23 protein-coding genes are annotated in these 25,671 nt (G+C 72.8%); 7 read left to right on the plus strand and 16 right to left on the minus strand.

Features of this window, described 5'->3' with window-relative positions; translation table 11 throughout:
- Positions 1–34: 34 nt before the first annotated feature.
- Positions 35–1,612, minus strand: coding sequence for an MDR family MFS transporter (locus tag E2B92_RS25900; protein WP_126888095.1), 1,578 nt, complete (start codon positions 1,610–1,612; stop codon positions 35–37).
- A 102-nt stretch (positions 1,613–1,714) separates the two neighbouring features.
- On the opposite strand from E2B92_RS25900, the gene E2B92_RS25905 reads away from it, so the two are divergent.
- On the plus strand, positions 1,715–2,281 hold the full coding sequence (locus E2B92_RS25905; protein ID WP_126888096.1) for a TetR/AcrR family transcriptional regulator: 567 nt from the start codon (positions 1,715–1,717) through the stop codon (positions 2,279–2,281).
- Positions 2,282–2,284: 3 nt separating this feature from the next.
- Here the strand turns inward: E2B92_RS25905 and E2B92_RS25910 are convergent, their stop codons facing one another.
- On the minus strand, positions 2,285–3,025 hold the full coding sequence (locus tag E2B92_RS25910; RefSeq protein WP_126888097.1) for a M23 family metallopeptidase: 741 nt from the start codon (positions 3,023–3,025) through the stop codon (positions 2,285–2,287).
- 473 nt (positions 3,026–3,498) lie between these two features.
- On the opposite strand from E2B92_RS25910, the gene E2B92_RS25915 reads away from it, so the two are divergent.
- Together E2B92_RS25915 and dacB are read left to right on the plus strand one after the other, a co-directional pair.
- Complete coding sequence (locus tag E2B92_RS25915) at positions 3,499–6,549, plus strand: NACHT domain-containing protein (RefSeq protein WP_126888665.1); 3,051 nt, start codon at positions 3,499–3,501, stop codon at positions 6,547–6,549.
- A 45-nt stretch (positions 6,550–6,594) separates the two neighbouring features.
- Entirely contained in the window at positions 6,595–8,166 is a 1,572-nt protein-coding gene (gene dacB / locus E2B92_RS25920) for a D-alanyl-D-alanine carboxypeptidase/D-alanyl-D-alanine endopeptidase (RefSeq protein WP_126888664.1), read from the plus strand.
- Between the two features lie 70 nt (positions 8,167–8,236).
- On the opposite strand, the gene E2B92_RS33855 is transcribed toward dacB, so the two are convergent.
- Positions 8,237–10,762: an ATP-dependent Clp protease ATP-binding subunit gene (locus tag E2B92_RS33855; RefSeq protein ID WP_126888663.1), complete on the minus strand. Its 2,526-nt coding sequence runs from the start codon at positions 10,760–10,762 to the stop codon at positions 8,237–8,239.
- Between the two features lie 429 nt (positions 10,763–11,191).
- On the opposite strand from E2B92_RS33855, the gene E2B92_RS25935 reads away from it, so the two are divergent.
- A complete protein-coding gene (locus E2B92_RS25935; protein WP_126888662.1) occupies positions 11,192–11,758 on the plus strand; it encodes an SCO3374 family protein in 567 nt (188 codons plus the stop codon).
- On the opposite strand, the gene E2B92_RS25940 is transcribed toward E2B92_RS25935, so the two are convergent.
- The 11 genes from E2B92_RS25940 to E2B92_RS32750 form a co-directional block, all read right to left on the minus strand.
- Positions 11,737–12,072, minus strand: a complete 336-nt coding sequence (locus E2B92_RS25940) for a histone-like nucleoid-structuring protein Lsr2 (protein ID WP_126888661.1) — start codon at positions 12,070–12,072, stop codon at positions 11,737–11,739. The genes E2B92_RS25935 and E2B92_RS25940 overlap by 22 nt on opposite strands.
- Positions 12,073–12,235: 163 nt before the next feature.
- Positions 12,236–12,763 (minus strand): amino-acid N-acetyltransferase, encoded by a 528-nt coding sequence (locus E2B92_RS25945; protein WP_126888660.1) that lies wholly within the window; start codon positions 12,761–12,763, stop codon positions 12,236–12,238.
- Positions 12,764–12,772: 9 nt separating this feature from the next.
- Positions 12,773–13,219: a BlaI/MecI/CopY family transcriptional regulator gene (locus tag E2B92_RS25950; RefSeq protein WP_126888659.1), complete on the minus strand. Its 447-nt coding sequence runs from the start codon at positions 13,217–13,219 to the stop codon at positions 12,773–12,775.
- A 100-nt stretch (positions 13,220–13,319) separates the two neighbouring features.
- Positions 13,320–13,508, minus strand: coding sequence for a hypothetical protein (locus E2B92_RS25955; protein WP_126888658.1), 189 nt, complete (start codon positions 13,506–13,508; stop codon positions 13,320–13,322).
- A 13-nt stretch (positions 13,509–13,521) separates the two neighbouring features.
- On the minus strand, positions 13,522–14,079 hold the full coding sequence (locus E2B92_RS25960; protein ID WP_133087712.1) for a hypothetical protein: 558 nt from the start codon (positions 14,077–14,079) through the stop codon (positions 13,522–13,524).
- A 397-nt stretch (positions 14,080–14,476) separates the two neighbouring features.
- Complete coding sequence (locus E2B92_RS25965) at positions 14,477–15,283, minus strand: type III pantothenate kinase (protein WP_126888620.1); 807 nt, start codon at positions 15,281–15,283, stop codon at positions 14,477–14,479.
- Entirely contained in the window at positions 15,283–16,305 is a 1,023-nt protein-coding gene (nadC, locus tag E2B92_RS25970; protein WP_126888621.1) for a carboxylating nicotinate-nucleotide diphosphorylase, read from the minus strand. The genes E2B92_RS25965 and nadC overlap by 1 nt, the downstream gene beginning before the upstream one ends.
- A gap of 2 nt (positions 16,306–16,307) precedes the next feature.
- Positions 16,308–18,002: an L-aspartate oxidase gene (locus E2B92_RS25975; RefSeq protein WP_126888622.1), complete on the minus strand. Its 1,695-nt coding sequence runs from the start codon at positions 18,000–18,002 to the stop codon at positions 16,308–16,310.
- On the minus strand, positions 17,999–19,012 hold the full coding sequence (gene panC, locus E2B92_RS25980; protein WP_126888623.1) for a pantoate--beta-alanine ligase: 1,014 nt from the start codon (positions 19,010–19,012) through the stop codon (positions 17,999–18,001). The genes E2B92_RS25975 and panC overlap by 4 nt, the downstream gene beginning before the upstream one ends.
- Positions 19,009–19,950, minus strand: a complete 942-nt coding sequence (locus E2B92_RS25985) for a Rossmann-like and DUF2520 domain-containing protein (protein ID WP_126888624.1) — start codon at positions 19,948–19,950, stop codon at positions 19,009–19,011. The genes panC and E2B92_RS25985 overlap by 4 nt, the downstream gene beginning before the upstream one ends.
- An 82-nt stretch (positions 19,951–20,032) precedes the next feature.
- Positions 20,033–20,200 (minus strand): hypothetical protein, encoded by a 168-nt coding sequence (locus E2B92_RS32750; protein ID WP_160159786.1) that lies wholly within the window; start codon positions 20,198–20,200, stop codon positions 20,033–20,035.
- A 105-nt stretch (positions 20,201–20,305) separates the two neighbouring features.
- Here E2B92_RS32750 and E2B92_RS25990 point away from each other — a divergent pair, with 105 nt between their 5' ends.
- Positions 20,306–21,412 (plus strand): DUF5937 family protein, encoded by a 1,107-nt coding sequence (locus tag E2B92_RS25990; RefSeq protein ID WP_126888628.1) that lies wholly within the window; start codon positions 20,306–20,308, stop codon positions 21,410–21,412.
- Here E2B92_RS25990 and E2B92_RS25995 read toward each other — a convergent pair.
- Complete coding sequence (locus tag E2B92_RS25995; RefSeq protein WP_126888625.1) at positions 21,409–22,086, minus strand: response regulator transcription factor; 678 nt, start codon at positions 22,084–22,086, stop codon at positions 21,409–21,411. The two genes, E2B92_RS25990 and E2B92_RS25995, sit on opposite strands and share 4 nt — an antisense overlap.
- A gap of 23 nt (positions 22,087–22,109) precedes the next feature.
- The gene (locus E2B92_RS26000) at positions 22,110–23,312 is read right to left on the minus strand and encodes a sensor histidine kinase (RefSeq protein ID WP_126888626.1); all 1,203 of its coding nucleotides are present in this window, start codon (positions 23,310–23,312) and stop codon (positions 22,110–22,112) included.
- Positions 23,313–23,408: 96 nt separating this feature from the next.
- Between E2B92_RS26000 and E2B92_RS26005 the strand changes: the two genes are divergently transcribed.
- Together E2B92_RS26005 and E2B92_RS26010 are read left to right on the plus strand one after the other, a co-directional pair.
- On the plus strand, positions 23,409–24,518 hold the full coding sequence (locus tag E2B92_RS26005; RefSeq protein WP_235023983.1) for an SAM-dependent methyltransferase: 1,110 nt from the start codon (positions 23,409–23,411) through the stop codon (positions 24,516–24,518).
- Positions 24,515–25,657, plus strand: a complete 1,143-nt coding sequence (locus E2B92_RS26010; RefSeq protein WP_126885599.1) for an NADH-quinone oxidoreductase subunit D — start codon at positions 24,515–24,517, stop codon at positions 25,655–25,657. The genes E2B92_RS26005 and E2B92_RS26010 overlap by 4 nt, the downstream gene beginning before the upstream one ends.
- Positions 25,658–25,671: the final 14 nt, after the last annotated feature.

Below are 25,671 nucleotides of genomic sequence, written 5' to 3' on the forward strand. Positions count from 1 at the left end.
CCCGCGTGCCGTCGGGGCGCGTCCGGACGAGCGGTCAGGCCGCCGTGTCGGCGAGCCGCTCCTGCTGCTGGCCGGCCTTGGAGGGCGCGTCCTCGGGGCCCGCGCCCTTGAGCGGGACCTCCTTGACGAAGAACGCCGCCACGAAGCCGAGGACCGCGACTGCCGCGCCCACCAGGAAGGCGAGGTGGGTGCCGGACGACACGGCGAACTGGTACGCCTCGCGGACGTGTTCCGGCAGCCGCGCCAGGCTCGCCGCGTCGAGCTGCGCGGACGTCTGCGTGGCCGCGCCGCCGCCCCGGGCGGCCATCTCGTCCTGGACGCGGCCGGTGAACAGCGCGCCCATGATGGCCACGCCGAAGGATGCGCCGAGGGTGCGGAACAGGGTGGTCGCGGAGGAGGCGACGCCCATGTCCTTCATCTCGACGCTGTTCTGCGCGACGAGCATGGTGATCTGCATCAGGAAGCCCATGCCGGCGCCGAGGACGGCCATGTAGACGCCCGAGGTGAGGCGGGAGGTGCCGGTGTCCATCTGGGCGAGCAGGAAGAGGCCGGCGACCATCAGCGCGCCACCGGCGATCGGGAAGATCTTGTACTTGCCGGTGCTGGTGGTGACGCGTCCCGCGACGAGCGAGACGGCCATCATCGCGAGCAGCATCGGCAGGAGCAGCAGGCCGGAGTTGGTGGCGGACGCGCCCTGCACGGACTGCTGGTACAGCGGCAGGAAGAGCGTGGCGCCGAACATCACGAAGCCGGCGAGGAAGCCGATCACCGACATGAGGGTGAAGTTGCGGCTGCGGAAGATGTGCAGCGGCATGATCGGCTCGGGGGCGCGGGTCTCGACGTACAGGAAGCCGGCGAGCGCGACGGCGCCGAGGGCGATCAGCTCCATGATGACGGCGGAGTCCCAGGCGTACTCCGTACCGCCCCAGGTGGTGACCAGCACGATGGCGGTGATGCCGACGGTCAGCAGGGCCGCGCCGAGGTAGTCGATGCGGGGCCGGTGGTCGCGATGCCGCTTCGGGAGGTGGAGTACGGCGGTGACCATGGCGAGGGCGACCGCGCCGAGCGGCAGATTGATGTAGAAGGACCAGCGCCAGCCCCAGTGGTCGGTGATGGTGCCGCCGACCAGCGGTCCGCCGATCATGGCGAGGGCCATGACGCCGGCCATCATGCCCTGGTACTTGCCCCGCTCACGCGGCGGTATCAGGTCGCCGATGATCGCCATGACGCCGACCATCAGGCCGCCCGCGCCCAGGCCCTGGACCGCGCGGAAGCCGATGAGCTGGCCCATGTCCTGGGCCATGCCGCTGAGCGCCGAGCCGATCAGGAAGATCACGATCGAGGTGAGGAAGGTGCCCTTGCGGCCGTAGAGGTCACCGAGCTTGCCCCAGATGGGGGTGGAGGCGGCGGTGGCCAGGGTGTACGCGGTGACCACCCAGGACAGGTGGGCGAGGCCGCCCAGCTCTCCGACGATCGTCGGCATCGCCGTACCGATGATCATGTTGTCGAGCATGGCCAGCAGCATGGCGATCATGAGCGCCAGGAGGACCACGCGGACGCTGCGCGGCGGTCTTTCCTGGTCGGTCGCTGGTGTGCGCAGGGCCTCGGACATGATTCCCACTCCCGTTACTTACTTGCCGCCCGGCTAGTTACTACACTGGTGACGGTAGACCCGTCACTAGCCGGGCGTCAAGTAAGTTTGTGGGAGCGGACCATGGCCAGAGGCAACACCCGTCAGCGCATCCAGGACGTGGCCCTCGAACTCTTCGCCGAGCAGGGCTACGAGAAGACCTCGCTGCGCGAGATCGCCGAGCGCCTGGAGGTCACCAAGGCGGCGCTGTACTACCACTTCAAGACCAAGGAAGACATCGTCATCAGCCTGTTCAGGGATCTGACGCGGCCGATCGACGACCTGATCGCCTGGGCCGAGGAACAGCCGCGCACCCTGGAGACCAAGCGGGAGATCCTGCGCCGCTACCACGCGGCGCTCATCGGCGCGGCCCCGCTGTTCCGCTTCATGCAGGAGAACCAGGCGACCGTACGCGACCTGAGCATCGGCGAGACGTTCAAGGAGCGCATGGTCACGCTCACCGGGCTGGTCCAGGAGCCGGACTTCGCCATGGCCGACCGGGTGCGCTGCATCAGCGCCCTGTTCACCATGCACGCCGGGATGTTCTTCATGCAGCACGTCGACGGCGACCCCGAGGAGAAGCGCGCGGCCGTCCTCGAAGTCGCCGTCGATCTGGTGACCCGGGCCCACGGCGGGCCCGCACAGGGCTGAGCGTCAGATGACGACGCCCTCGGCGCGCAGGAACTTCGCCGGGTTGAGCGCGGAGCCGTAGTTCGGGGTCGTACGGATCTCGAAGTGCAGGTGGGGACCGGAGGAGTTGCCGGTGTTGCCGGAGCGGGCGATGGTCTCGCCGGTCTTCACGGTCTCGCCGATGGCGACGTTGACCTTCGACAGGTGGGCGTACTGCGAGTAACGGCCGTTGGCGTGCTTGATCACGACGGCGTTGCCGTACGCGGGGCCGTCGCCGCCGCCGTTCGGGCCGGCCTTGACGACGACACCGGAGTGGGCGGCCTTGACCGGGGTGCCGACCGGCACGGCGAAGTCCTGGCCGGAGTGCTTGTGGGACCACATGGCGCCGCCCTGGTTGAAGCTGGCGGTCAGGGTGTAGCCGTTGACCGGCTTGACCCAGGACGCGGCCTTCTTCGCGGCGGCCTTCTTGGCGAGGGCGGCCTTCTTCGCGGCGTTGGCGGCGGCGGCCTTCTTCGCGGCCACGGCCTTGGCGGCGGCGGCCTTCGCGGCAGCGGCCTTCTTCGCGGCGGCGACCTGGGCGGCCTTGGCCTGGGCGGCCTGGGCGTCGGCCTGGGCGGCGACGGCGGCGGCCGGGCCGAGGGCGGGGGCCGTCTTGCTGTCGGCGGCGACGGCGGCACCGCCTCCGAACACCATCGACGCTCCCATGCCGGCGGCGGCGAGGGCGACGACGGCGTTACGGGCGGGGTGCTGAGCGCGCTTCGACATGCGGGAAAGTCCTCCGGACAAGAGCGGACCCGACGCGATGACCGCGCCGGGTGGTCGGGCTCATCCTTGGTAACCCGCCCACCCATCCCGCCTCAAACCGCCCATCTACGACATCTGGTCGTAGGCCGTCCGGTGTGACCTGGACGCTTGACGCGCCGCCTCACCGCAGGGCAACAGCCCGAAATGTCCGAAGAAAACAAGGTTTATCCCTCTTGGGGCCCCGACTGCCTGGCCCTTTCCGCCTCGGTCACCGCCCCCTCGGCCACCGCGCCCGCTCCGGCCCCCCGCCCGCGCCCGCCGGGCCACCCCTCCTACCCGGCCGAACGCACTATTCCACGTAGTACCGCCCAAAACGCCTGTGCGCCTTGTCACGGCCACCGGCCCGGAAGTCCACCGGAATCGTGACGGGGGCCACGCGACCCGGGCTAGTCTCGACGCGTCGACGATCACGCCGTGGCTCCGGGGGGACGCACGTGGATCCAGCACTCATCGGCACCCGCCTCGCGTCGAGCGCGATCGCGCCCCTGATCAGGAAGCTCCTGGTCCAGGACGGCCCCGGCGCCGGGCTGGCCGAGCAGCGCGTCCGCCTGACCCGGCTCGTCTCCTTCCGGGGCGAGAAGCGGACGCTCACCGAACGGGACGTCCGCAGGCTGGCCGCACGGCTCGTCGCCGATGCGCTCGCCACCCCCGGCGAGCCGCCCTTCCCGCACGACGAGGCCGAAGCCGTCACCGACGCCCTCGCCCGCACCCTGCTCGCGCTCGGCGACCTGGACATGGACGACGTCCAGGCGGTCCGCCTCGGCCACCGCGAGCTCGCGGGCAGGCTGCGCGGCGCCGCCCCCGCCCCCGCGGGGCTCTCGACCGACGCGTCGCTCTTCCTGGACTCGATCACCGAGTGGGCCTGCCTGCACGTCCTGCACTTCTTCACCCAGCGCTCCACCTTCGTCGCCCGCACCCTCGTGGAGCAGGCCCACACCCAGGCGGAGCTGATCGCCAAGGTCGACGCCCTCATCGCCCGTACGCCCCGGCCCTTCGCCCGGGACGCGGCGTTCGAGCTCCGCTACCGCGCGTACGTCGCGAAGAAGCACGGCAGCCTGACCATCTACGGCATCGACCTGCACACCACCCCGGACGCCTGGCCACTGGACGCGGCGTACCTCTCCCTGGAGGCGAGCACCCCGGACACGCGGCCGGCGCCCCGGCCGGGCTTCTCCTGCACGGTGACGGTGTGCGACGAGGAGGCCGCACCCGCCCCGCGCCGCCCCGCCGACCAGGCGCTGGCCCAGCACGACCGGGTCCTGCTGCGCGGGGTCGCCGGTTCCGGCAAGACCACCCTGGTCCAGTGGCTGGCGGTCTCGGCCTCGAAGGGCGACCCGGACGCGCGCATGGCCTACCTGCGGGACCGCGTGCCCTTCGTCCTGCCCCTGCGCACCCTCACCCGGCACGGCGAGCGGCTGCCCGCCCCCGACCGCTTCCTGCCGGCCGTCGGCTGCCCCCTCGCCCCGCCCGACGGCTGGGCCGACCGCGTGCTGTCGGCCGGGCGCGGGCTGATCCTCGTCGACGGCATCGACGAGGTGCCCGAACCGGAGCGCGACCGCACCCGCCGCTGGCTGCGCGACCTGCTCGCCGCGTACGGCACCGGCAACCGGTGGCTCGTCACCTCCCGCCCGTCCGCCGTACGCGACGACTGGCTGGCCCCGGACGGCTTCACCGAGCTGGCGCTGACCCCGATGAGCCGCACGGAAGCGACCGCGTTCGTCCGCCGCTGGCACGCGGCCGCCGGCCCGGACGCCACGTCGTACGAGCAGCCCCTGCTCGACGCCCTGCGCACCAAGCAGGACCTCGCCCGCCTCGCCACCAACCCCCTGATGTGCGGCCTGATCTGCGCCCTGCACCGCGACCGGCGCGGCTTCCTCCCGCGCGGCCGCAAGGGCCTGTACGACGCCGCGCTCGACATGCTGCTCGCCCGCCGCGACCGCGAGCGCGACATGGGCGACCCGACCGGCGTCGACCTCGGCGAGGCCCCGCAGATCCGGCTGATCCAGCGGCTCGCCTACTGGCTCACGATCAACGGCCGCACCGAGATGGACCGGTCCCGCGCCCGGACGATCGTGCTCGACGCGATCCCGGCCATCCCGGACGCGGCCGCCGCCGGCGAACCGGAGGCCGTCTTCCAGCACCTGCTCCAGCGCAGCGGCCTGCTGCGGGAGCCCGGCCCCGACGCCGTGGACTTCGTCCACCGGACCTTCCAGGACTACCTCGCCGCCAAGGCCATCGTCGACGACTGGCACATCGGGGTCCTGACCGACCACGCGGGCGACGACCAGTGGGAGGACGTCATCCGCATGGCGGTCGCCCACGCCCGCCCGCGCGAATGCGCCGAGATCCTCACCGAGCTGCTGGCCGCCGCCGACCGCGCCACCGACCGCCGCACCCGGCTCCGGATCCTCTTCGTCGCGGCGGCCGCCCTCGAACACGCCACGGAACTGGCCCCCGGCCTCCAGCGCACCCTGCTGGACCGCACGGCGGAGGTCGTCCCGCCCCGCAGCCCGGAGGAGGCCCGCGAACTGGCCTCGGTCGGCCCCCTCGTCCTGGACCTGCTCCCGGGCCCGGAGGACCTCGACGACGAACAGGCCCGGATGGTGGTCATCACCGCCACCCACATCGCGTCGGACGCCGCCCTGCCCTACCTGGCCCGGTTCGCCGGCCACCCGTACCTGCCGGTGCGGTCGCAGCTCATCTGGGCGTGGTCCCGGTTCGACACCGCCGCCTACGCCGAGGAGATCGTCTCCCGGGTCGACCCGGACGGGCTCGACTTCACGATCGCCTCCGACGACCAGGCCGACGCCCTGCTGCGCCTCGGCCTGCGGATGCCCCGGCTCGACGTACGGGAGGGCGTCTCCGCCACCCGACTGGCCGCCGTGCTGCGGCACGTCTCCCCCGAGGGGCTCCGGGTGGCCAGGCCCAGGGCGCACCCGGACCTGGACTGCCTGGCCTCACTCGACCGGCTGCGGACGCTGCGCGTGTACGTCTCCGAGGACACCGCGTGGAGCCTCGCCTGCCTGCCGCCGAAGGCCCCGCTCGAGCACCTGGAGATGCCGGCGCCGCCCCGGGAGGGGCTGGGCGGGCTGCGCCGCTACCCCGGGCTCCGGTTCGCCGCCTATCTGGGCCGGCTGTCCGCGGACGACTGGCAGGACGTGGCCGAGCTGCCGAGCCTGGCGTACCTGGCCTGCGCGTCCGCCTCCCTGGCGTCCTGCCCCGCGTCCCTCGCGCTTCCGGGCGTCACGGGGATCGGCCTCGTGATCGCCGACGGCGACCGGGCGCTCCACCGACTGGCCGGCGTGTTCCCCCACCTGCGCAACCTCAGCCTGATCAGCCCCGGACCGGGCCCGGCGGGCTCGGTCGACCTCTCCCCCCTCGCCGGCGCGCGCTCGCTGCGGCGGATCGAGACGCGACGGCTTCAGGTCACCGGCGCCGACCGCCTCCCCGCCGAGGTGTACGTCGAGGTGCACCCGCCCGCCTGACACGCCTCCTTCCCAGCCCGGGCACGCTCCGCCATCCTCCTCCTCATGAGCAGACATGTGACGCGCGTCACCACCCTCGTCTTAGTGCTCGCCGGACTCCTCACGGCGAGCACCCTCACCGCCGGGGCGGGACCTTCCGACACCGGGCTCAAGGGGGCCATCGACACGATCCTCACCGACCCACGGCTGGACGGCGGCGCGGCGGGGGTCGTCGTCGCGGACGCCCGGACCGGCGACACCCTGTACCAGCGCGACGGGGGCGACCGGCTCATGCCCGCCTCCAACACGAAGATCGCCACCTCGGTCGCCGCCATGGCGCTGCTCGGCCCGGAGTACCGGTTCCGTACGGAGGTCCTTGCGACCGCCCGCCCCAGGGGCGGCGTCCTCCTCGGCGACCTGTACCTGCGCGGCACGGGCGACCCGACCACTCTCGCCAGGGACTACGAGGCGCTGGCCGCCCAGGTCGCCGCCGCCGGCGTCCGGCGGGTGACCGGCCGGCTGGTCGCCGACGACACCCGCTTCGACGCGAACCGGCTGGGACGCTCCTGGGCCGCCGACGACGAGTCGTCGTACTACTCGGCGCAGACCTCCCCGCTCACGGTCGCCCCCGACACCGACTACGACTCCGGCACGGTCGTCGTCGAGGCGGCCCCGGCGGCCGGGGCGGGCGCGCGGCCGCGGGTGACCGTGACGCCGGCGACCGACTACGTACGCGTCGACAACCGCGCCGTCACCGTCCCCGCCGGCCGCCCGGACACGCTCACGATCGCGCGCGAGCACGGCACGAACACCCTCACCGTGACCGGCGAGATCCCCCTCCAGGGCGCCCCGGCCAAGGAGTGGATCACCGTCTGGGAGCCGACCGGGTACGCGGCGGCCGTCTTCGCCGACGCCCTCGCCGCCCGGGGCGTACGGGTGGGCGGGCCGCCCCGGCTCGGGGTGGCCACTCCCCCGGCCGCGAGGATCCTCGCCACGCACAGCTCCATGCCGCTCAAGGACCTCGTGCGCCCGTTCATGAAGCTGTCGAACAACATGCACGCCGAGGCCCTCACCAAGACGATCGGGTACGAGACGGCCGGCCGCGGCACCTGGGGCGCGGGGCTCGCCGCCGTCGACGCGTACCTGCGGAAGGAGGGCGTCCGGACGTCCACCGTCCGGCAGGTCGACGGCTCGGGCCTCTCCCGGATGAACCTGTTCCCGGCCACCGAGCTCACGCGCCTGCTCCTCGCCGTCCAGGACGCCCCCTGGTTCGCCGACTGGTACGCGTCCCTGCCCGTCGCCTGCGCCCCCGACCGGGCCACGGGCGGCACGCTCCGCACCCGGATGTGCGGCACGGCCGCCGCCCTCAACACCCGGGCCAAAACGGGGACGCTGACCGGCGCCTCCGCCCTCTCCGGGTACGTCACGGACGCCGGTGGCCGCCTGCTGGTCTACAGCGTCGTGCTCAACAACCACCTGGCCCCGTCCGTGAAGAGCGTCGAGGACGCCATCGTGGTGACCCTGGCGGCGTCCGACACCGCCCAGGGCACGATCGCCCCCGTCCGCCCGGACCGCGCGCGGTCCGCCGGGGCCCCCGGCGGGCTGGAGTGCTCCTGGGCGAAGCCGGTGCGCTGCTAGGGAGCGGAAAAAGGGTCTGCCCCGGGCGTTCTCGCCCGGGGCAGACCCTTCAGTCAGCGGCGGTTGCCGCTCACGCGTCCTTCGAGAGGTTCGGACCGGCGCCGCCGGCGGCCTGCTCGATCGGGGGGACGTCCGGCAGGGCGGACTTCTCCTCGCCGCGGAAGGTGAACTTCTTCTCCTCACCCTCGCCCTCGGTGTCCACGACCACGATGTGACCGGGGCGCAGCTCGCCGAAGAGGATCTTCTCCGACAGCACGTCCTCGATCTCGCGCTGGATCGTCCGGCGCAGCGGCCGGGCGCCCATCACGGGGTCGTAGCCGTGCTTGGCCAGGAGCTCCTTGGCGGTACCGCTGAGCTCGATGCCCATGTCGCGGTCCTTCAGGCGCTCGTCCACCTTGGCGATCATCAGGTCGACGATCTGGATGATGTCTTCCTGGCTGAGCTGGTGGAAGACGACCGTGTCGTCGACGCGGTTGAGGAACTCGGGCCGGAAGTGCTGCTTCAGCTCTTCGTTGACCTTCGCCTTCATCCGGTCGTAACCGGTCTTGACGTCGCCCTGGGCCGCGAAGCCGAGGTTGAAGCCCTTCGAGATGTCCCGGGTCCCGAGGTTGGTCGTCATGATGATGACCGTGTTCTTGAAGTCCACGACCCGGCCCTGGGAGTCGGTCAGGCGACCGTCCTCCAGGATCTGGAGAAGGGAATTGAAGATATCGGGGTGGGCCTTCTCGACCTCGTCGAAGAGGACGACGGAGAACGGCTTGCGGCGCACCTTCTCGGTGAGCTGGCCGCCCTCTTCGTAACCCACGTATCCGGGCGGGGAACCGAAGAGGCGCGAAACCGTGTGCTTCTCGCTGAACTCCGACATGTCGAGCGAGATCATCGCGTCCTCGTCGCCGAAGAGGAATTCGGCGAGCGTCTTGGACAGCTCAGTCTTACCGACACCGGACGGGCCGGCGAAGATGAACGAGCCACCCGGGCGCTTCGGGTCCTTCAGGCCGGCGCGCGTACGGCGGATCGCCTGCGACAGGGCCTTGATGGCGTCCTTCTGACCGATGACGCGCTTGTGGAGCTCGTCCTCCATGCGGAGCAGACGCGAGGACTCCTCCTCGGTCAGCTTGAAGACCGGGATGCCGGTGGCGGTCGCGAGGACCTCGGCGATCAGCTCGCCGTCGACCTCGGCGACGACGTCCATGTCGCCGGCCTTCCACTCCTTCTCCCGCTTGGCCTTCGCCGCCAGGAGCTGCTTCTCCTTGTCGCGGAGAGAGGCGGCCTTCTCGAAGTCCTGGGAGTCGATCGCGGACTCCTTGTCCCGGCGGACGGCCGCGATCTTCTCGTCGAACTCGCGGAGGTCCGGCGGCGCGGTCATCCGGCGGATGCGCATCCGGGAGCCGGCCTCGTCGATCAGGTCGATCGCCTTGTCCGGCAGGAAGCGGTCCGAGATGTACCGGTCGGCCAGGGTGGCGGCCTGGACCAGCGCCTCGTCCGTGATGGAGACCCGGTGGTGGGCCTCGTAGCGGTCGCGCAGGCCCTTGAGGATCTCGATGGTGTGCGGCAGCGACGGCTCCGCGACCTGGATGGGCTGGAAGCGGCGCTCGAGGGCCGCGTCCTTCTCCAGGTACTTGCGGTACTCGTCCAGCGTGGTGGCACCGATGGTCTGGAGCTCACCGCGGGCCAGCATCGGCTTGAGGATGCTGGCGGCGTCGATCGCGCCCTCGGCGGCACCCGCACCCACCAGGGTGTGGAGCTCGTCGATGAACAGGATGATGTCGCCGCGGGTGCGGATCTCCTTGAGGACCTTCTTCAGGCGCTCCTCGAAGTCACCGCGGTACCGGGAGCCGGCGACCAGCGCGCCCAGGTCGAGGGTGTAGAGGTGCTTGTCCTTGAGGGTCTCGGGCACCTCGCCCTTGACGATGGCCTGCGCCAGGCCCTCGACGACGGCGGTCTTGCCGACGCCGGGCTCGCCGATGAGGACCGGGTTGTTCTTGGTCCGGCGGGACAGCACCTGCATGACCCGCTCGATCTCCTTCTCGCGCCCGATGACCGGGTCGAGCTTGGACTCACGAGCGGCCTGGGTGAGGTTCCGGCCGAACTGGTCGAGGACCAGGGACGTCGAGGGGGTGCCCTCGGCAGGGCCACCGGCGGTGGCGGCTTCCTTGCCCTGGTAGCCGGAGAGCAGCTGGATGACCTGCTGCCGCACCCGGTTGAGATCGGCGCCCAGCTTCACGAGGACCTGGGCGGCGACGCCCTCGCCCTCGCGGATCAGGCCGAGCAGGATGTGCTCGGTGCCGATGTAGTTGTGGCCGAGCTGAAGGGCCTCGCGGAGCGACAGCTCCAGGACCTTCTTGGCACGGGGCGTGAAGGGGATGTGCCCGGACGGGGCCTGCTGGCCCTGGCCGATGATCTCCTCCACCTGCTGGCGGACCGCCTCGAGCGAAATCCCGAGGCTCTCCAGGGCCTTAGCGGCGACACCCTCACCCTCGTGGATAAGGCCCAGGAGGATGTGCTCGGTGCCGATGTAGTTGTGGTTGAGCATCCGGGCTTCTTCCTGAGCCAGGACGACAACCCGCCGCGCGCGGTCGGTGAACCTCTCGAACATCGTTAATCGCTCCTCAGAGCGGTCAGGCAGTAAGGGGTCGGTCCCCTCCCTGTCCTTCCGCAGCTTAGTCCCGCAAGCGGGGACCGCTCATTCCAACTGCCGACACCCGTCTCTGGCCTCCTGACCCGAACGCCGACAAATGCTCCAACCCAATGGTCCGAGACGATGTTCCCGCAGGCCAGGCACTTACCCTCACCGGCAGTACGCCGATGGCGAACGTGAGACGCCAGATCCTGCGTGTCGCCCCTCCCCACTAGGAATGTCTTACCCGTAAGCACGGACACTCCATGCGGCGCACCCCGGTTCCCTCAGCTACGGGCGAACACCCTTGCGTTCCCCCCTACCTTCGCGCGCCCCCATTTCCGACACGCACAGTATCCACACGGCGACGATGCGTAACCTCGCGGAGTCGGAGCGAGTTCCCCGGACATGGCCTTCACCGTTCCCCTCCCGCTGCCTCGTTCACCGTTCAACCGCGAGGGCGTCGCGGAGTGGTACGAGCACGAGCTCGGCTGGGCGACGGCCCGGGGGAACGGCGTGGAGCTGCTCACCGGACTGCGCTTCGACGTCCTGGAGCTGCCGGCCGCCGCGGGGTACCCCGTGCTGCGGCGGCTGGGCGGCCGGTGGCCGGCCGCCCTCGCGGGGCGGCGGATGCGGCTGCTGGTGGCCGCCGGGGCGGCGGAGGAGCTGCCGGGGCTCCTCGACTGGCTGGAGTGGGGCGGGATCGCCCTGGACCTCGTGGCCCTGGGCGCCGGTGACCGGATGCCCGCTCCGATTCCCCCAGGATGGAGCGGTTCCGGCTCGCCCGGCGCCGCCTCGTGGCTGCGCCCCCCCGAACCCGGGCGCGAGGTGGAGCCGACGCTGCCGGCCATGCCGGCCGTAGGGGGCGGTGTCGGCGCCCCCTGCCTCGTGCGACTCGTGGACGCGGCGGCATCGGAATGCCACCGGGTCCGATTGCTGGGTGCGGGCCGCACTCAGCGGTTGGCGTCCTCGTAAGCCTGCTTGATATCGGCGGGCACACGGCCGCGGTCGTTCACGTTGTAGCCATTCTCCTTGGCCCACGCGCGAATCTTCGCGGTGTCCGGGCTGCCCCCCGTGGCGGCGCGGCCCTTGCCGCGGCCCGCGGAAGCACGGCCACCGGTACGACGGCCGCTCTTCGTGTACGGCTCGAGCAGGCCACGGAGCTTGTCCGCATTGGCGGTGGTGAGGTCGATCTCGTAGGTCTTGCCGTCCAGAGCGAACGTCACCGTCTCGTCCGCCTCGCCACCGTCGAGGTCGTCGACAAGAAGGACCTGAACCTTCTGTGCCACCGGATTTCCTTTCATCGAAAATGCAGTACGCGGAAAGGAAACCGCTTTTGCCTGGAAAACACAAACCCCTGGGAGAGGTTCAGATCCTCGAGAACGCGGGAAACGTGCGCGATTCGGACATAGGGATCGCCCGGGATGCCGTTCGGTCGCCCCGATCGGCAGATCACAGGTGCAGAAGCATCCGGCTGTTGCCCAAGGTGTTCGGCTTCACTCGTTCGAGACCGAGGAACTCGGCGACGCCCTCGTCATAGGAACGGAGGAGCTCGGTGTAGACATCTCCCTCGATGGGGGTCTCACCGATCTCGACGAAGCCGTGCTTCGCGAAGAAGTCGACTTCGAAGGTCAGGCAGAAAACCCGGCGCACCCCGAGCCAGCGGGCGGTGTGCAGCAACTTGTCGAGCACTTGATGACCGATCCCGGCTCCCTTGAAGTCGGGATCGACGGCGAGAGTGCGCACTTCGGCGAGGTCTTCCCACATCACGTGGAGCGCGCCGCAGCCGACGACGGTGCCGTCCTCGTCGCGTTCCGCGACCCAGAACTCCTGGATGTCCTCGTAAAGCGTCACGGTCGCTTTGTCGAGCAGGATGCCTTCGGTGACGTACGGATCGACGAGCCGGCGGACCGCCTGCACATCACCGGTCCGGGCCCGGCGTACGGTCACCGCTTTCGGCGCGGGAGAGGAGGACGACATGGCTGGACGCTATCGCTCCGCACCCGTCTCCCCCTCGGCGCCCCGGTCCGGTTCCGCGGGCCCGCGCTCCTCCGGGTCCTCCGGATCCTCGGGGATGTCCCGCTGCACGACGCGGACGGCGTCGTTCAGTGCCTCGCGCTGCTCCGGCGACATCATGCCGAAGAAGGCGACGAGCGCGGCGGCGGGGTTGTCGCTCTTGGACCACGCCTCGTTCATCAGTGCGGCCGAGTAGGCGGCACGGGTCGAGACCGCCGTATATCGATAGGCGCGGCCCGAGACTTCCCTGCGCACCCAGCCCTTCTGGTGGAGATTGTCCATTACGGTCATCACGGTCGTGTAGGCGATGGACCGTTCCTGCTGGAGATCCTCCAGGACTTCCCGGACGGTGACGGGCCGGTTCCATTGCCAGACGCGAGTCATGACGGCGTCTTCGAGCTCTCCCAATTGACGGGGCACACTGCCACCATAGTGGGAGATGTCAGAATAACTGGCTATTGACGGAACAAAAAGGGCGTACGACGGATCGGTCGTACGCCCTCGGTGTGGGTGGCGGCGCTCAGGCCCGGCCGGGCTCCGCGGTCCCGTCCGCCTGGCGGGCGGCCTCGGCGCGGGCGAGCGCCGCGTCCACGGCCGCGTCCTCCTTGGCCTTGTTGGGGCCGCCCTGGCTCTTGACGATGGTCACGACGAGGCCGATGAAGAAGGCGGCCATCACCACGGGGGGCAGGAGCGCGGATACGTAGTCCATGGCTCCAGGGTAGCTAGCCGACGGCCCGCTCCTCGGGCGGGGGCGCGGCGGGGCGCCGGCGGGGCGGGAACACCTCGGACGGCTTGGGCACCGGCCGGCCGGGCGGGGGCGGGGGCGACGGGCGGGGCTTGGGCTCCTCCTGCCCGCCACGGCCGCCGGGCAGGGCGAGCAGGCGCGTGCGGGGGGCGGGAGTGACGTGCCGCCCGGCCAGGCGGACCCGCACGGAGTGCTCGGCCAGCGTCTGGCAGCGCGCCAGCAGGGCGGCGCCGACGGGCGTCCCGCGCAGCGTCCGCAGCGCGGCGAGGTCCTCGGGGCGGGGGTCGTAACCGGCGGCCAGGGCGTCCTGGAGCAGCTCCAGGTACCCGGCCGCCGAGCCGGGCAGCGCGTCGCGGTAGCGGGCGAGGTCGGCGAGGAGGAAGGCCCGCATCCGGCCGGCCTCGCGGACCGCCTCGTCCACGGAGCCGGCGAGTCGCAGGCAGTCCTGCACGTCTTCGTCGTCGAGCGGCGTCGGGTGGAGGGCATGGGCGAGGGCGCGTCGGAGCACACGCAGCTCGTCTGCGCCGAACGCCAGGCCGCCGCGGGATCCGTATGGCGTGGGCATGGCCCGACGATACGTGCTAATCGGACAAACTTCGTTTACCACGCATTCCTGGCGCGTTGCCTCACGGGTTGTGGGCGGATTCCGAGCTTCCGTGGACGGGCTCCTGGGCTCGGTGCCCTCGCGGGTGGTGCCGTTCCGGCGGGCAACGCCGGTGGGTGGGGGCGTGGCCCCTCCGGGCTCGCCTCCTCGCGGTCGGCGGGGTGCCCCACCGGCTCGGTGCCCGTGCGTCGCCGCCGATCCGCTGCGGGGGCGACCCTGCACGGCCCCGCCCCGGCCGGATGCCGACTGCGGGGCCGGGGTGCGGGGCGGCAACGGAGAAGGGCAGCCGGCCGACCAGCCGGGCCACCCCTGCCGGACCCGCCCGGGGCTACATGCGGGAGACGTTGCGTTCGTAGACCAGGCGGAGGCCGATCAGGGTCAGCCAGGGCTCGTGTTCGTCGATCTGGGTGGCCTCGCCCAGGACCATCGGCGCCAGACCCCCCGTGGCGATGACCGTGACGTCCGACGGGTCGCCGTCGCGGCCGACCAGCTCGCGCTTCATGCGGCTGACGATGCCGTCCACCTGGCCGGCGAAGCCGTAGACGATGCCCGCCTGCATGGCCTCGACGGTGTTCTTGCCGATCACGCTGCGCGGGCGGGCCAGTTCGATCTTGCGGAGCTGGGCGCCCTTGACGCCGAGCGCCTCGACCGAGATCTCGATGCCCGGGGCGATCACCCCGCCGATGTACTCGCCGCGCACGCTGATCGGGTCGAACGTCGTCGCCGTACCGAAGTCGACGACGATCGCCGGGCCGCCGTACAGCTCGTTCGCCGCGACCGCGTTGACGATCCGGTCCGCGCCGACCTCCTTGGGGTTGTCGGTCAGGATCGGCACGCCGGTCTTGATGCCGGGCTCGACGAGGACGGCCGGGACGTCGCCGTAGTACCGCCGCGTGACCTCCCGCAGCTCGTGCAGCACGGACGGGACCGTCGAGCAGATCGCGATGCCCTCGATGCCGTCGCCCAGTTCGTCGCCGAGCAGCGGGTGCATGCCCATCAGGCCCTGGAGGAGCACCGCGAGCTCGTCCGCGGTGCGGCGGGCGTCGGTGGAGATGCGCCAGTGCTCGACGATCTCCGCGCCGTCGAACAGGCCCAGGACGGTGTGGGTGTTGCCCGCGTCGATCGTGAGCAGCATCAGCCCTGGTCCGCCTCTCGCAGGTCGAGGCCGATGTCGAGGATCGGGGAGGAGTGGGTGAGCGCGCCCACCGCGAGGTAGTCGACGCCGGTCGCGGCGTACGCGGCGGCGTTGTCCAGGGTCAGCCGGCCGGAGGACTCCAGCATCGCGCGGCCCGCGACGAGGGTGACGGCCTCCTCGGTCTCCGCCGGGGTGAAGTTGTCCAGCAGGATCAGGTCGGCGCCCGCCTCGATGACCTCGCGGACCTGGTGGAGGGTGTCGACCTCGACCTCGATCGGCAGGTCGGGGAACCGCTCCCGTACGGCCTTGAAGGCCGCGGCGACCCCGCCGGCCGCCACCACGTGGTTGTCCTTGACGAGGGCCGCGTCGGAGAGCGACATGCGGTGGTTGACGCCGCCGCCGCAGCGCACCGCGTACTTCTCCAGGGCGCGCAGTCCGGGCGTGGTCTTGCGGGTGTCGCGGACCTGGGCCTTGTAGCCCTCCAGGGCGTCCGCCCACGCGCGCGTGGCGGTGGCGATCCCCGACAGGCGGCACATGACGTTCAGCGCGCTGCGCTCACCGGTGAGCAGGTCGCGGGTGCGGGTGGTGACCGACAGCAGCTTCTGGCCCGCCTCGACGCGGTCGCCGTCCGCCACGTGCCGCTCGACGGCGAACTCCTCGGTGCAGACGACCGACAGGATCGCCTCGGCGACGTGGATGCCGGCGACGACCCCCGCCTCCCTGGCGGTGAAGTCGCCGGTCGCGACCGCGTCGTCGGGGATGGTGGCGACGCTCGTCACGTCCTCGCCGCCGTCCAGGTCCTCCTCGATCGCGCGGTACGCCACGTCCTCGACGAGTACGGGGTCGAGGCCGGCGTTGACCAGCAGCGCGGCGAGCGCCGGGTCGAGGCCGCACTCGTACACCTCGTCGTCGCCACCGCAGCCGCAGCCGTCACCGCAGCCGCCCCCGGCCTGCTCGGCCGGGGCGCTGATGTTGATCAGGGGTACGTCCACGGGCTGCGGACGTTCTTCGGGCGTGCTCACGGTTACGGCTCCCTGGGGGCGTCGGCGTCGGTCGGGGGGAAGTCTTGGGTGTCGGTGGCGCGGACGTCCAGGGTCCGGTCCGGCGCCAGGCGGACCACCAGGTGGCGGCGCCAGGCGTTGTCGTCGCGGTCGGGGCGGTCCTCGCGCCAGTGGCAGCCCCGGGTCTCCTCGCGGCGGCGGGCGGCGGCGACCAGGACGCGGGCCACGCACAGCAGGTTCGTGGTCTCCCAGGACTCCACGCCCGGTTCGGCGGCCTTGTGCCCGTCCGGCCCGTCGTGGAGCGCCTCGGCGTGCACGGCGTCCAGCGCCTCGGCCGCCTCCGCGAGGCTGGTGGCGGAGCGCAGCACTCCGGCGCCGTGGGTCATCACGTGCTGGATGCGGGAGCGGGCCCCGGGGTCCAGCAGCGGCAGGACGCGGGGCGCGGGGTGCGGTACGGGGTCGCCGGAGCGGGCCGGGGAGGCGGCGATGTCGTCGGCGATGCGCTCGGCGAAGACCAGGCCTTCCAGGAGGGAGTTCGACGCGAGCCGGTTGGCGCCGTGGACCCCGGTGCAGGCGACCTCTCCGCACGCGTACAGGCCGGGCACCGTCGTCCGGCCGTGGAGGTCGGTGCGGACGCCGCCGGAGGCGTAGTGGGCCGCCGGGGCTACGGGGATCGGGTCGGTGACCGGGTCGATGCCGTGGGCGCGGCAGGCGGCGAGGATGGTGGGGAAGCGGGACTCCCACATGGCGGCGCCGAAGTGCCGGGCGTCCAGGTACATGTGGCGGGCGCCCTGCTCGCGCATGCGGCGCATGATGCCCTTGGCGACGATGTCGCGGGGTGCGAGCTCGGCCAGTTCGTGCTGCCCGACCATGAAGCGGACGCCGTCGGCGTCGACGAGGTGGGCGCCCTCGCCCCGTACCGCCTCCGACACCAGCGGCTGCTGGCCCTCGGCGTCCGGGCCGAGGAAGAGCACGGTGGGGTGGAACTGGACGAACTCCAGGTCGCTCACCTCGGCGCCCGCCCGCAGTGCGAGCGCGACGCCGTCGCCGGTGGAGACGGCCGGGTTGGTGGTGGCGGAGAAGACCTGGCCCATGCCGCCCGTGGCGAGGACCACGGCGGGGGCGTGGACGGCGCCGACGCCGTCGTGCTGGCCCTCGCCCATGACGTGCAGGGTGACGCCCGCCGCACGGCCACCGGCGTCGGTGAGGAGGTCCAGTACGAGCGCGTTCTCGATGAAGCGCACGGCCCGCTCGCAGACGGCGTCGACGAGGGCGCGGGAGATCTCGGCGCCGGTGGCGTCGCCGCCCGCGTGCGCGATGCGGCGGCGGTGGTGGCCGCCCTCGCGGGTGAGCTCGATGGTGCCGGCCTCGTCGGTGTCGAAGCGGGCGCCGGTGGCGATCAGGCGGCGTACGGCGTCGGGGCCCTCGGTGACCAGGGTGCGGACGGCCTCCTCGTCGCACAGGCCCGCGCCCGCGACGAGCGTGTCGTCCAGGTGCTGCTCGGGCGTGTCGCCCTCGCCGAGGGCCGCCGCGATGCCGCCCTGCGCCCAGCGTGTGGAGCCGTCGTCCAGGCGGGCCTTGGTGACGACGACGGTACGCAGTCCGGCGGCCGTGCAGCGCAGTGCGGCGGTCAGACCCGCGACGCCGGAGCCGACCACGACGACGTCGGCGTCGATCGCCCAGCCGGGGGCGGGGGCCTGGAGGCGTATGCCGGTCATGCGGGGGCTCCGAAGGTGAGGGGGAGGTTGTCGATCAGCCGCGTGGTGCCGACGCGCGCGGCGACGGCGAGGATCGCCTCGCCGGTGTGGTCGTCGGGGACGTCGGTGAAGTCGGCGGGGTCGACCAGCGCCAGGTAGTCCAGGCGCAGCGGGGGGTCGGCCTTGGCCGCGTCGTCGAGGACCGCGCGGGCGGCCGCCAGCACCGCGTGGGCGCCGCCGCCCGGGACGGCCGCGGCCACCGCGTGGGCGTCGGCCGCCGCGCGGGACTCGCCGAGCCGGGACAGGGCCTCGGCGCGGCTCTCGGAGGCGGGCAGCGTCTCGGCGCGGGCCAGCAGCGCGGTCTGCGCGGCCAGCCGGTCGCGGGCGGCGAACAGCGCGGCGGACAGGGCGAGGGCGGTACGGCGCTCGCGGGGCGACAGGTAGCGGTTGCGGCTGGACAGGGCCAGGCCGTCGGGCTCGCGGACGGTCGGTACGCCGACGATCTCCACGGGGAAGTTCAGGTCGCGCGCCATGCGGCGGATCAGGGCGAGCTGCTGGGCGTCCTTCTGGCCGAAGAACGCCACGTCGGGGCGGGTGAGGTGGAGCAGCTTGGCGACGACGGTGAGCATGCCGTCGAAGTGGCCGGGGCGGGAGGCGCCCTCCAGCCGCTCGCCCATGGGGCCCGCCGTGATCCGGACCTGGGGCTCGCCGCCCGGGTAGACCTCGTCGGCCGGCGGCGCGAACACGGCGTTGGCGCCGGCCTGCTCGGCGGTCTTGAGGTCGGCCTCCAGGGTGCGGGGGTAGCGGTCGAGGTCCTCGCCCGCGCCGAACTGGAGCGGGTTCACGAAGACGGTGACCAGGACGTACCCCTTGGGGCCGACGTGCTCGCGCGCGGCCCGCACCAGGGTGGCGTGTCCCTCGTGGAGGGCTCCCATGGTCATGACGACGGCGGTACGGCCCCGGGGCGCGAAGTGCTCCAGGACGTACCCGAGGTCGTCGCGCGTCGGGATCAGTTCGAAGTCCGGGGTCATCGGCCGCTGTCTCCTTCTGCTCCGGCGGGTCCGCCCTCGGCTCCCGCCGAGCCGTCCGCGAGGACGCCGAGCAGGTCCTCGGCGAGCTCGGGCTTGAGGACGCCGTGGGCGAGGGCGCGGTCGGCGGTCGTACGGGCCATGGCGAGGTATCCGGCGACGGTGGCGGGCGCGTGCTTGCGCAGCTCGGCCACGTGCGCGGCGACCGTGCCGGCGTCACCGCGTGCGACGGGGCCGGTGAGGGCGGCGTCGCCGGAGCGCAGGGCGTTGTCGAGGGCGGCGCCCAGCAGGGGGCCGAGCATCCGGTCGGGGGCGGCGACGCCGGCCTGGCGCAGCAGCTCCATGGACTGGGCGACCAGGGTGACCAGGTGGTTGGCGCCCAGGGCGAGGGCCGCGTGGTAGAGCGGGCGGGCCGCCTCCTCGATCCACTCCGGTTCGCCGCCCATCTCGATGACCAGGGCCTCGGCGGCCAGGCGCAGCTCGTCGGGGGCGGTGACGCCGAACGAGCACCCGGCCAGCCGCTGGACGTCCACGCTCGTGCCGGTGAACGTCATGGCGGGGTGCAGGGCGAGCGGGAGGGCGCCGGCGCGGCGGGCGGGGTCCAGCACGGCCGTGCCGTACCGCCCGGAGGTGTGCACCAGGAGCTGCCCGGGCCGTACGGCACCGGTGTCGGCGAGGCCCTGCACCAGGCCGGGCAGGGCGTCGTCGGGGACGGTGAGCAGGACGAGGTCGGCGCGCTCCAGGACCTGGGCGGGCGGCACGAGCGGCACGCCCGGCAGCAGCTCGGCGGCGCGGCGCCGGGACGCGTCCGACACGCCCGAGACGGCGACGGGGCGGTGCCCGGCGAGCCGCAGCGAGGCGGCGAGGGCGGGTCCGACCCGGCCGGCGCCGACGACGCCGACGGTGAGCCGGGCGGGGCGGGGTTGTGAGGGTGCGTTCACGCGTCGACGGCCTTCCGTTCCAGTCCGCCAGGGGTACCGGACGATTTCTCGTCATGCTACGCCAGCGTTACGCGGGGCTACGTCACTGTCCACAGCCTGTGGACTCCTCACCGTCACCGGAGCGGCGGAGGTGGTGGTCCCGGGCGGCGCGCAGGGCGGCCAGGTCGCCCCGGCCCGGGGGCGGCGGGGGCGCCTCGCCGTGCCGGAGGGCGCGGTAGGCGTCGATCATGTGCTGCTGGATGGCGTCCATGTACGCCACCCTCCGCCCGTTCGCGCCGGGGCGGCCCGTGGATTGACGAGCCCCGTCAAATGGCGCGTGGCCCGGCACCGTACCCCGCACCATGGGGGCGTGAGCGTGACCATCGACATCACGGGCCTGCCGCCCGAGCGCATCGTCTTCGAGCCGTCGCCCCTCGCCGAGCTGGGCGTGGCGCTGCACGCCCTGTCCGAACCGGGCCACCACCCGGGGCTGCACGGCTGGGCGACCGCCACGGCCGCCGCGCTCAAGCCGGACCTGGCCGACCGGCTGCACGAGGCGAACTTCCTCTGGACGACCACCTTCTCGGACATCTTCCTGCCGTACGCGGGCATCCGCGGCGGCGACGGCCGCACCGGCGCCACGCTCGGCGAGGAGCTGGACATGCTGGACCGACTGGACGACGACCGGTTCGTCGCCGCCGCGCTGGAGTTCACCTGCTCCGCGCAGTACGCCACCGGCGGCCCGGCGCGCCCCGAGCGGGCCCTGGAGCTGGCCGCCAACCGGGGGCCCAAGCCGCTGGACTTCACGCGCCGCCTGCTCGCCGACCCGGCCGGCGTACGCGCCTGGCTGCGCAGGCTCTTCGAGGACTGCGACCAGGCGTTCTTCGCGGACACCTGGCGCCGGGTCGCGCCCGGGCTCGCCGCCGACGCCCGCCACAAGACGGAGCTGCTGCGCCGCAAGGGCCTGCCCGAGACGCTGCGCGCGGTGTCGCCCGCCGTGACGCTGGGCTTCTCCGAGGACGGCGCCCGCCAGTGCGTCGAGGTGGACAAGCTGGCCGACGGCCGGACCACGGCCGTCGACCCGGACGTCGGCGCGGGCGTGTCGTTCCTGCCGTCCAGCTTCGGCTGGCCGCACCTGATGGTGCTGCACGCCCCGGGGTGGCGCCCGGTGGTCCACTACCCCGTCGGCGCCCCCGAGCTGCCGAGCCCCGCCTCGGTGGAGCTGCTCCAGCTCCGGATGGAGGCCCTGGCCCACCCCCTGCGGATGCGGCTGTGCCGGCAGCTCGCGAGGGCCGCGTACACGACGGGCGAGCTGGCGGACACCCACGGCATCACCCCGCCGGAGGTCTCCCGCCACCTGGCCGTGCTGAAGAGGGCGGCCCTGGTCACCACCCGCCGCCGCGGCCGTTACGTCCTGCACCAGCTCGACGTGGCCGCCGTGGCCCGCATCGGCAGCGACTTCCTGGAGACGGTGCTGCGCTAGCCGAGCCCCCCGCCGCCCGCCCGCACCAGGCCCGTCTCGTAGGCGAGGACGACGACCTGGACGCGGTCCCGCAGCGCCAGTTTGGTGAGGATGCGGCCCACGTGGGTCTTGACCGTGGCCTCGGAGAGCACCAGCCGGCCCGCGATCTCGCCGTTCGACAGGCCCTGGGCGACCAGCATCATGACCTCGCGCTCCCGCTCGGTCAGCTTCTCCAGGGTCTTGTCCCCCGGCTCCTTGCCGGTGGCGGGGAGCATCGGGGAGAAGCGGTCCAGGAGCCGCCGGGTCGTGGAGGGGGCGACGACCGCGTCGCCGCTGTGCACCGAGCGGATCGCGCTGAGCAGCTCGCCCGGCGGCACGTCCTTGAGCATGAAGCCGCTGGCGCCCGCCTTGAGGCCCGAGAAGGCGTACTCGTCCAGGTCGAAGGTGGTGAGGATGAGGACCTTGGGGGCGTTCGGCCCCGCGCAGATGCGGCGGGTCGCCTCGACGCCGTCCAGCCTCGGCATCCGCACGTCCATCAGGACCACGTCCACGGCGGTGGCGCGCAGGATGTCGATGGCCTCGGCCCCGTCGCCCGCCTCCGCCACGACCTCCATGTCCGGCTGGGCGGCGAGCACCATGCGGAAGCCGGTGCGCAGCAGCACCTGGTCGTCGACGAGCATCACACGGATGGACATGTAATCGGCGTCCTTAAGGGTCGTCAGTGGGCGGGCTTGAGGGGGAGCAGGGCACTGATCCGGAAACCGCCGCCCGGGCGCGGCCCGGCGTCCAGGGTGCCGCCGACCATACCGACCCGCTCCCGCATGCCGATCAGGCCGTGGCCCCGGCCGTCGGCGCCCCCGTCCTCGTACAGCTCGTGGGCCGCGCCCCGGCCGTCGTCCTCCACCAGCAGGCCCAGTCCGTCGTCGAAGTACACCAGCCGCACGCTCGCCCCGGCGTCCGGGCCGCCGTGCTTGCGGGTGTTGGTCAGCGCCTCCTGGACGATGCGGTACGCGGTCAGCTCGACGCCGCTGGGCAGCGGGCGCGGGGTGCCCTCGACCCGGAAGTCGACGGTCAGGCCGGCGTTGCGGACCTGTTCGACGAGCTCCTCGATCTGCTGGACGTCGGGCTGCGGCACGTAGTCCTCGGAGTCCTGCGGCTCGCCGGTGCGGAGGATGCCCAGCAGCCGGCGCATCTCGGCGAGGGCCTGGCGGCCGGTGGTCGAGATGGTCTCCAGGGCCTGTTTGGCCTGGTCGGGCGAGGCGTCGAGGACGTACGCCGCCCCGTCGGCCTGGACCACCATGACGGAGACGTTGTGGGCGACGACGTCGTGCAGCTCGCGGGCGATACGGGCGCGTTCGGCGGCGACGGCGACCTTGGCCTGCGCCTCGCGCTCCTTCTCCAGGCGGGTGGCGCGCTCCTCGAGCTGCGCGAAGTAGGCGCGCCGGGTGCGCATGGAGTCGCCGAGCACCCATGCCAGGACGAACGGCACGGTCAGCACGACGGTGAAGAAGATCTTGCCGGCGGTCGAGACGTTCGCCTCCGGCCAGCGCACCTGCGCGAGCGGCGCCGCGCACACCCCGCCGATCAGCGCGAGGCGGGACGCCCACCGGGGGCCGTCGCTCTGGGCGGCCACGGTGTAGATGACGACGAGCATCGCGAAGTCGGCCGGGTTGACCCCGATGTCCAGGACGAGCTGGGCGACGCCGAGGGCCGCGACGAGCAGCAGCATCTTCTCGGGCGCCCGGCGGCGCAGCGCGAGCGCGAGGCAGAGCGCGGCGACGATCCCGGCGGCCAGGAAGCGGGGGTCGGCACCGTCCGGGGCCTGCGCCACCCACAGGGAGGAGAACCCCAGGAGCATCACGGCCCAGAAACTGTCGACGCCCGTGGGGTGCCTGCGGATGAAGTCATAGAGACGCTGCACGTAACCCAGCGTAGGGAAGGGGGAAAGGTGCGGGGGTCAACCGGAGGTCCCATCCGTGTGACCGGGGCCTACTCCACAAGGTGGAGACTGGGGCCCGTGAATGATGAGACGTGTCAATGGCGTGGTTGGCGCGCGGCCGGCGAAGCGGCGCTGTACGGGCCCGGCGGCTTCTACCTGCGCCCCGAGGGGCCGGCGGGGCACTTCCGCACGTCCGTGCACGCCTCGCCGCTCTTCGCGGGCGCGGTGGCCCGGCTGCTGGCCTCGGTGGCGGAGGAGCTGGGCACGGACGAGGTCGCGCTGGTCGACATGGGCGCGGGGCGCGGCGAGCTGATGACGGGGGTGCTGGCGGCCGCCCCGGCGGGTCTGCGGGTACGGGCGTACGCCGTCGAGCGCGCCGCCCGGCCCGAGGGGCTCGACCCGCGCGTCACCTGGTCGGCCGAGCCGCCGTGCGGGGTGCGCGGGCTGCTGTTCGCCAACGAGTGGCTGGACAACGTTCCGGTGGACGTGGCGCAGGCGGACGAGTCGGGCACGCCCCGGTACGTGGAGGTGGCGCCGGACGGCTCGGAACGGCTGGGCGCCCCGGTGGCGGGCGCGGACGCGGCGTGGCTGGCCCGCTGGTGGCCGCTGCGGGAGCCGGGTGAGCGCGCGGAGATCGGCCGGCCGCGCGACGAGGCGTGGGCGGGGGCGGTGTCGTCCCTGTCGGCCGGCCTGGCGGTGGCGGTGGACTACGCCCACGGGGCGGGCGCCCGGCCGCCGTTCGGCACGCTGACCGGCTTCCGTGGCGGGCGGGAGGTGCCCCCGGTGCCGGACGGCACGTGCGACATCACGGCCCACGTCGCCCTGGACGCCTGCGCGGCGGCGGGGGCGGGGGCGGCCGGCGCGGGGGGCGCGGGTTGCGGTGGGGGTGCGGGCGCCGGGGGCGCGGCGGAGGCGGGCGGCGCGGGTGCGTGGGGTGCGGGCGCCGGGGGCGCGGCGGAGGCGGGCGGCGCGGGGGGCACCGAGCTGGTCACGCAGCGGGAGGCGCTGGCGCGGCTCGGGGTGAGCGGCGGGCGGGCGCCCCTGGAGACGGCCCGGACGGACCCCGCCGGATACGTCCGGGCCCTCGCCCGTGCCGGGGAGGCCGCCGAGCTGACCGCGCGCGGGGGGCTCGGGGACTTCACCTGGCTGCTCCAGCGGGTGCCCGGCGAGGGATACTGTCCGGCATGACGGAGACCACGGTCGGCATCGGCGGTGCCGCGGAAAGCACCGACATGGTGCTGAACATCGGGCCCCAGCACCCCTCCACGCACGGCGTGCTGCGCCTCCGCCTCGTCCTGGACGGTGAGGTGATCCGGCACGCCGAGCCGGTCGTCGGCTACATGCACCGGGGCGCGGAGAAGCTGTTCGAGGCGCGTGACTACCGCCAGATCATCATGCTGGCCAACCGCCACGACTGGCTGTCGGCGTTCTCCAACGAGCTGGGCGTCGTCATGGCCGTCGAGCGGATGCTCGGCATGGAGGTCCCGGAGCGTGCCGTCTGGACGCGCACCCTGCTCGCCGAGCTGAACCGGGTCCTGAACCACCTGATGTTCCTGGGGTCCTACCCCCTCGAACTGGGCGGTATCACCCCGATCTTCCACGCCTTCCGCGAGCGGGAGGACCTCCAGCACGTCATGGAGGAGGTCTCCGGCGGCCGGATGCACTACATGTTCAACCGGGTCGGCGGCCTCAAGGAGGACCTGCCGGCCGGCTGGCTCGGCCGGGCCCGGGAGGCGGTCGCCGAGGTCCGCTCCCGCATGGACGTGTACGACCGGCTCGTCCTCGGCAACGAGATCTTCCGCGGCCGGACCCGTGGCGTCGGCGTCCTGTCGCCGGAGATCGTGCACGCCTACGGGGTCAGCGGCCCGATCGCCCGCGCCTCGGGCGTCGACTTCGACCTGCGCCGCGACGAGCCGTACCTGGCGTACGGCGACCTCCAGGACGCCCTGGAGGTCGTCACCCGTTCCGAGGGCGACTGCCTGGCCCGCTTCGAGTGCCTGCTGGGGCAGACGCACAACTCGCTGGACCTGGCGGACGCCTGCCTGGACCGGATCGCCGAGCTGCCGCCCGGTCCGATCAACCAGCGCCTGCCGAAGGTCCTCAAGGCGCCCGAGGGCCACACGTACGCCTGGACCGAGAACCCGCTCGGCCTCAACGGCTACTACCTGGTCTCCAAGGGCGACAAGACCCCCTACCGCCTCAAGCTCCGCTCGGCGTCGTACAACAACATCCAGGCGCTGGTCGAGCTGCTGCCCGGCACGCTGGTGGCGGACATGGTGGCGATCCTGGGGTCGTTCTTCTTCGTCGTCGGCGACATCGACAAGTAGACGGGCGGCAGGCC

It is taken from the genome of Streptomyces sp. WAC05374 (assembly GCF_004353505.1).
Classification (GTDB): Bacteria; Actinomycetota; Actinomycetes; order Streptomycetales; family Streptomycetaceae; genus Streptomyces.

Coding starts and splice junctions, on each gene's coding strand:
- E2B92_RS25910 (WP_126888097.1), bottom strand. CDS start 3,025: ATGTCGAAGCGCGCTCAGCACCCCGCCCGTAACGCCGTCGTCGCCCTC.
- E2B92_RS25955 (WP_126888658.1), bottom strand. CDS start 13,508: ATGGACTACGTATCCGCGCTCCTGCCCCCCGTGGTGATGGCCGCCTTC.
- E2B92_RS33855 (WP_126888663.1), bottom strand. CDS start 10,762: ATGTTCGAGAGGTTCACCGACCGCGCGCGGCGGGTTGTCGTCCTGGCT.
- dacB (WP_126888664.1), top strand. CDS start 6,595: ATGAGCAGACATGTGACGCGCGTCACCACCCTCGTCTTAGTGCTCGCC.
- E2B92_RS25965 (WP_126888620.1), bottom strand. CDS start 15,283: ATGCTGCTCACGATCGACGCGGGCAACACCCACACCGTCCTGGGCCTG.
- E2B92_RS25935 (WP_126888662.1), top strand. CDS start 11,192: ATGGCCTTCACCGTTCCCCTCCCGCTGCCTCGTTCACCGTTCAACCGC.
- E2B92_RS25900 (WP_126888095.1), bottom strand. CDS start 1,612: ATGTCCGAGGCCCTGCGCACACCAGCGACCGACCAGGAAAGACCGCCG.
- E2B92_RS25975 (WP_126888622.1), bottom strand. CDS start 18,002: ATGACCGGCATACGCCTCCAGGCCCCCGCCCCCGGCTGGGCGATCGAC.
- E2B92_RS25905 (WP_126888096.1), top strand. CDS start 1,715: ATGGCCAGAGGCAACACCCGTCAGCGCATCCAGGACGTGGCCCTCGAA.
- E2B92_RS25945 (WP_126888660.1), bottom strand. CDS start 12,763: ATGTCGTCCTCCTCTCCCGCGCCGAAAGCGGTGACCGTACGCCGGGCC.
- E2B92_RS32750 (WP_160159786.1), bottom strand. CDS start 20,200: ATGGACGCCATCCAGCAGCACATGATCGACGCCTACCGCGCCCTCCGG.
- panC (WP_126888623.1), bottom strand. CDS start 19,012: ATGACCCCGGACTTCGAACTGATCCCGACGCGCGACGACCTCGGGTAC.
- E2B92_RS25995 (WP_126888625.1), bottom strand. CDS start 22,086: ATGTCCATCCGTGTGATGCTCGTCGACGACCAGGTGCTGCTGCGCACC.
- E2B92_RS26010 (WP_126885599.1), top strand. CDS start 24,515: ATGACGGAGACCACGGTCGGCATCGGCGGTGCCGCGGAAAGCACCGAC.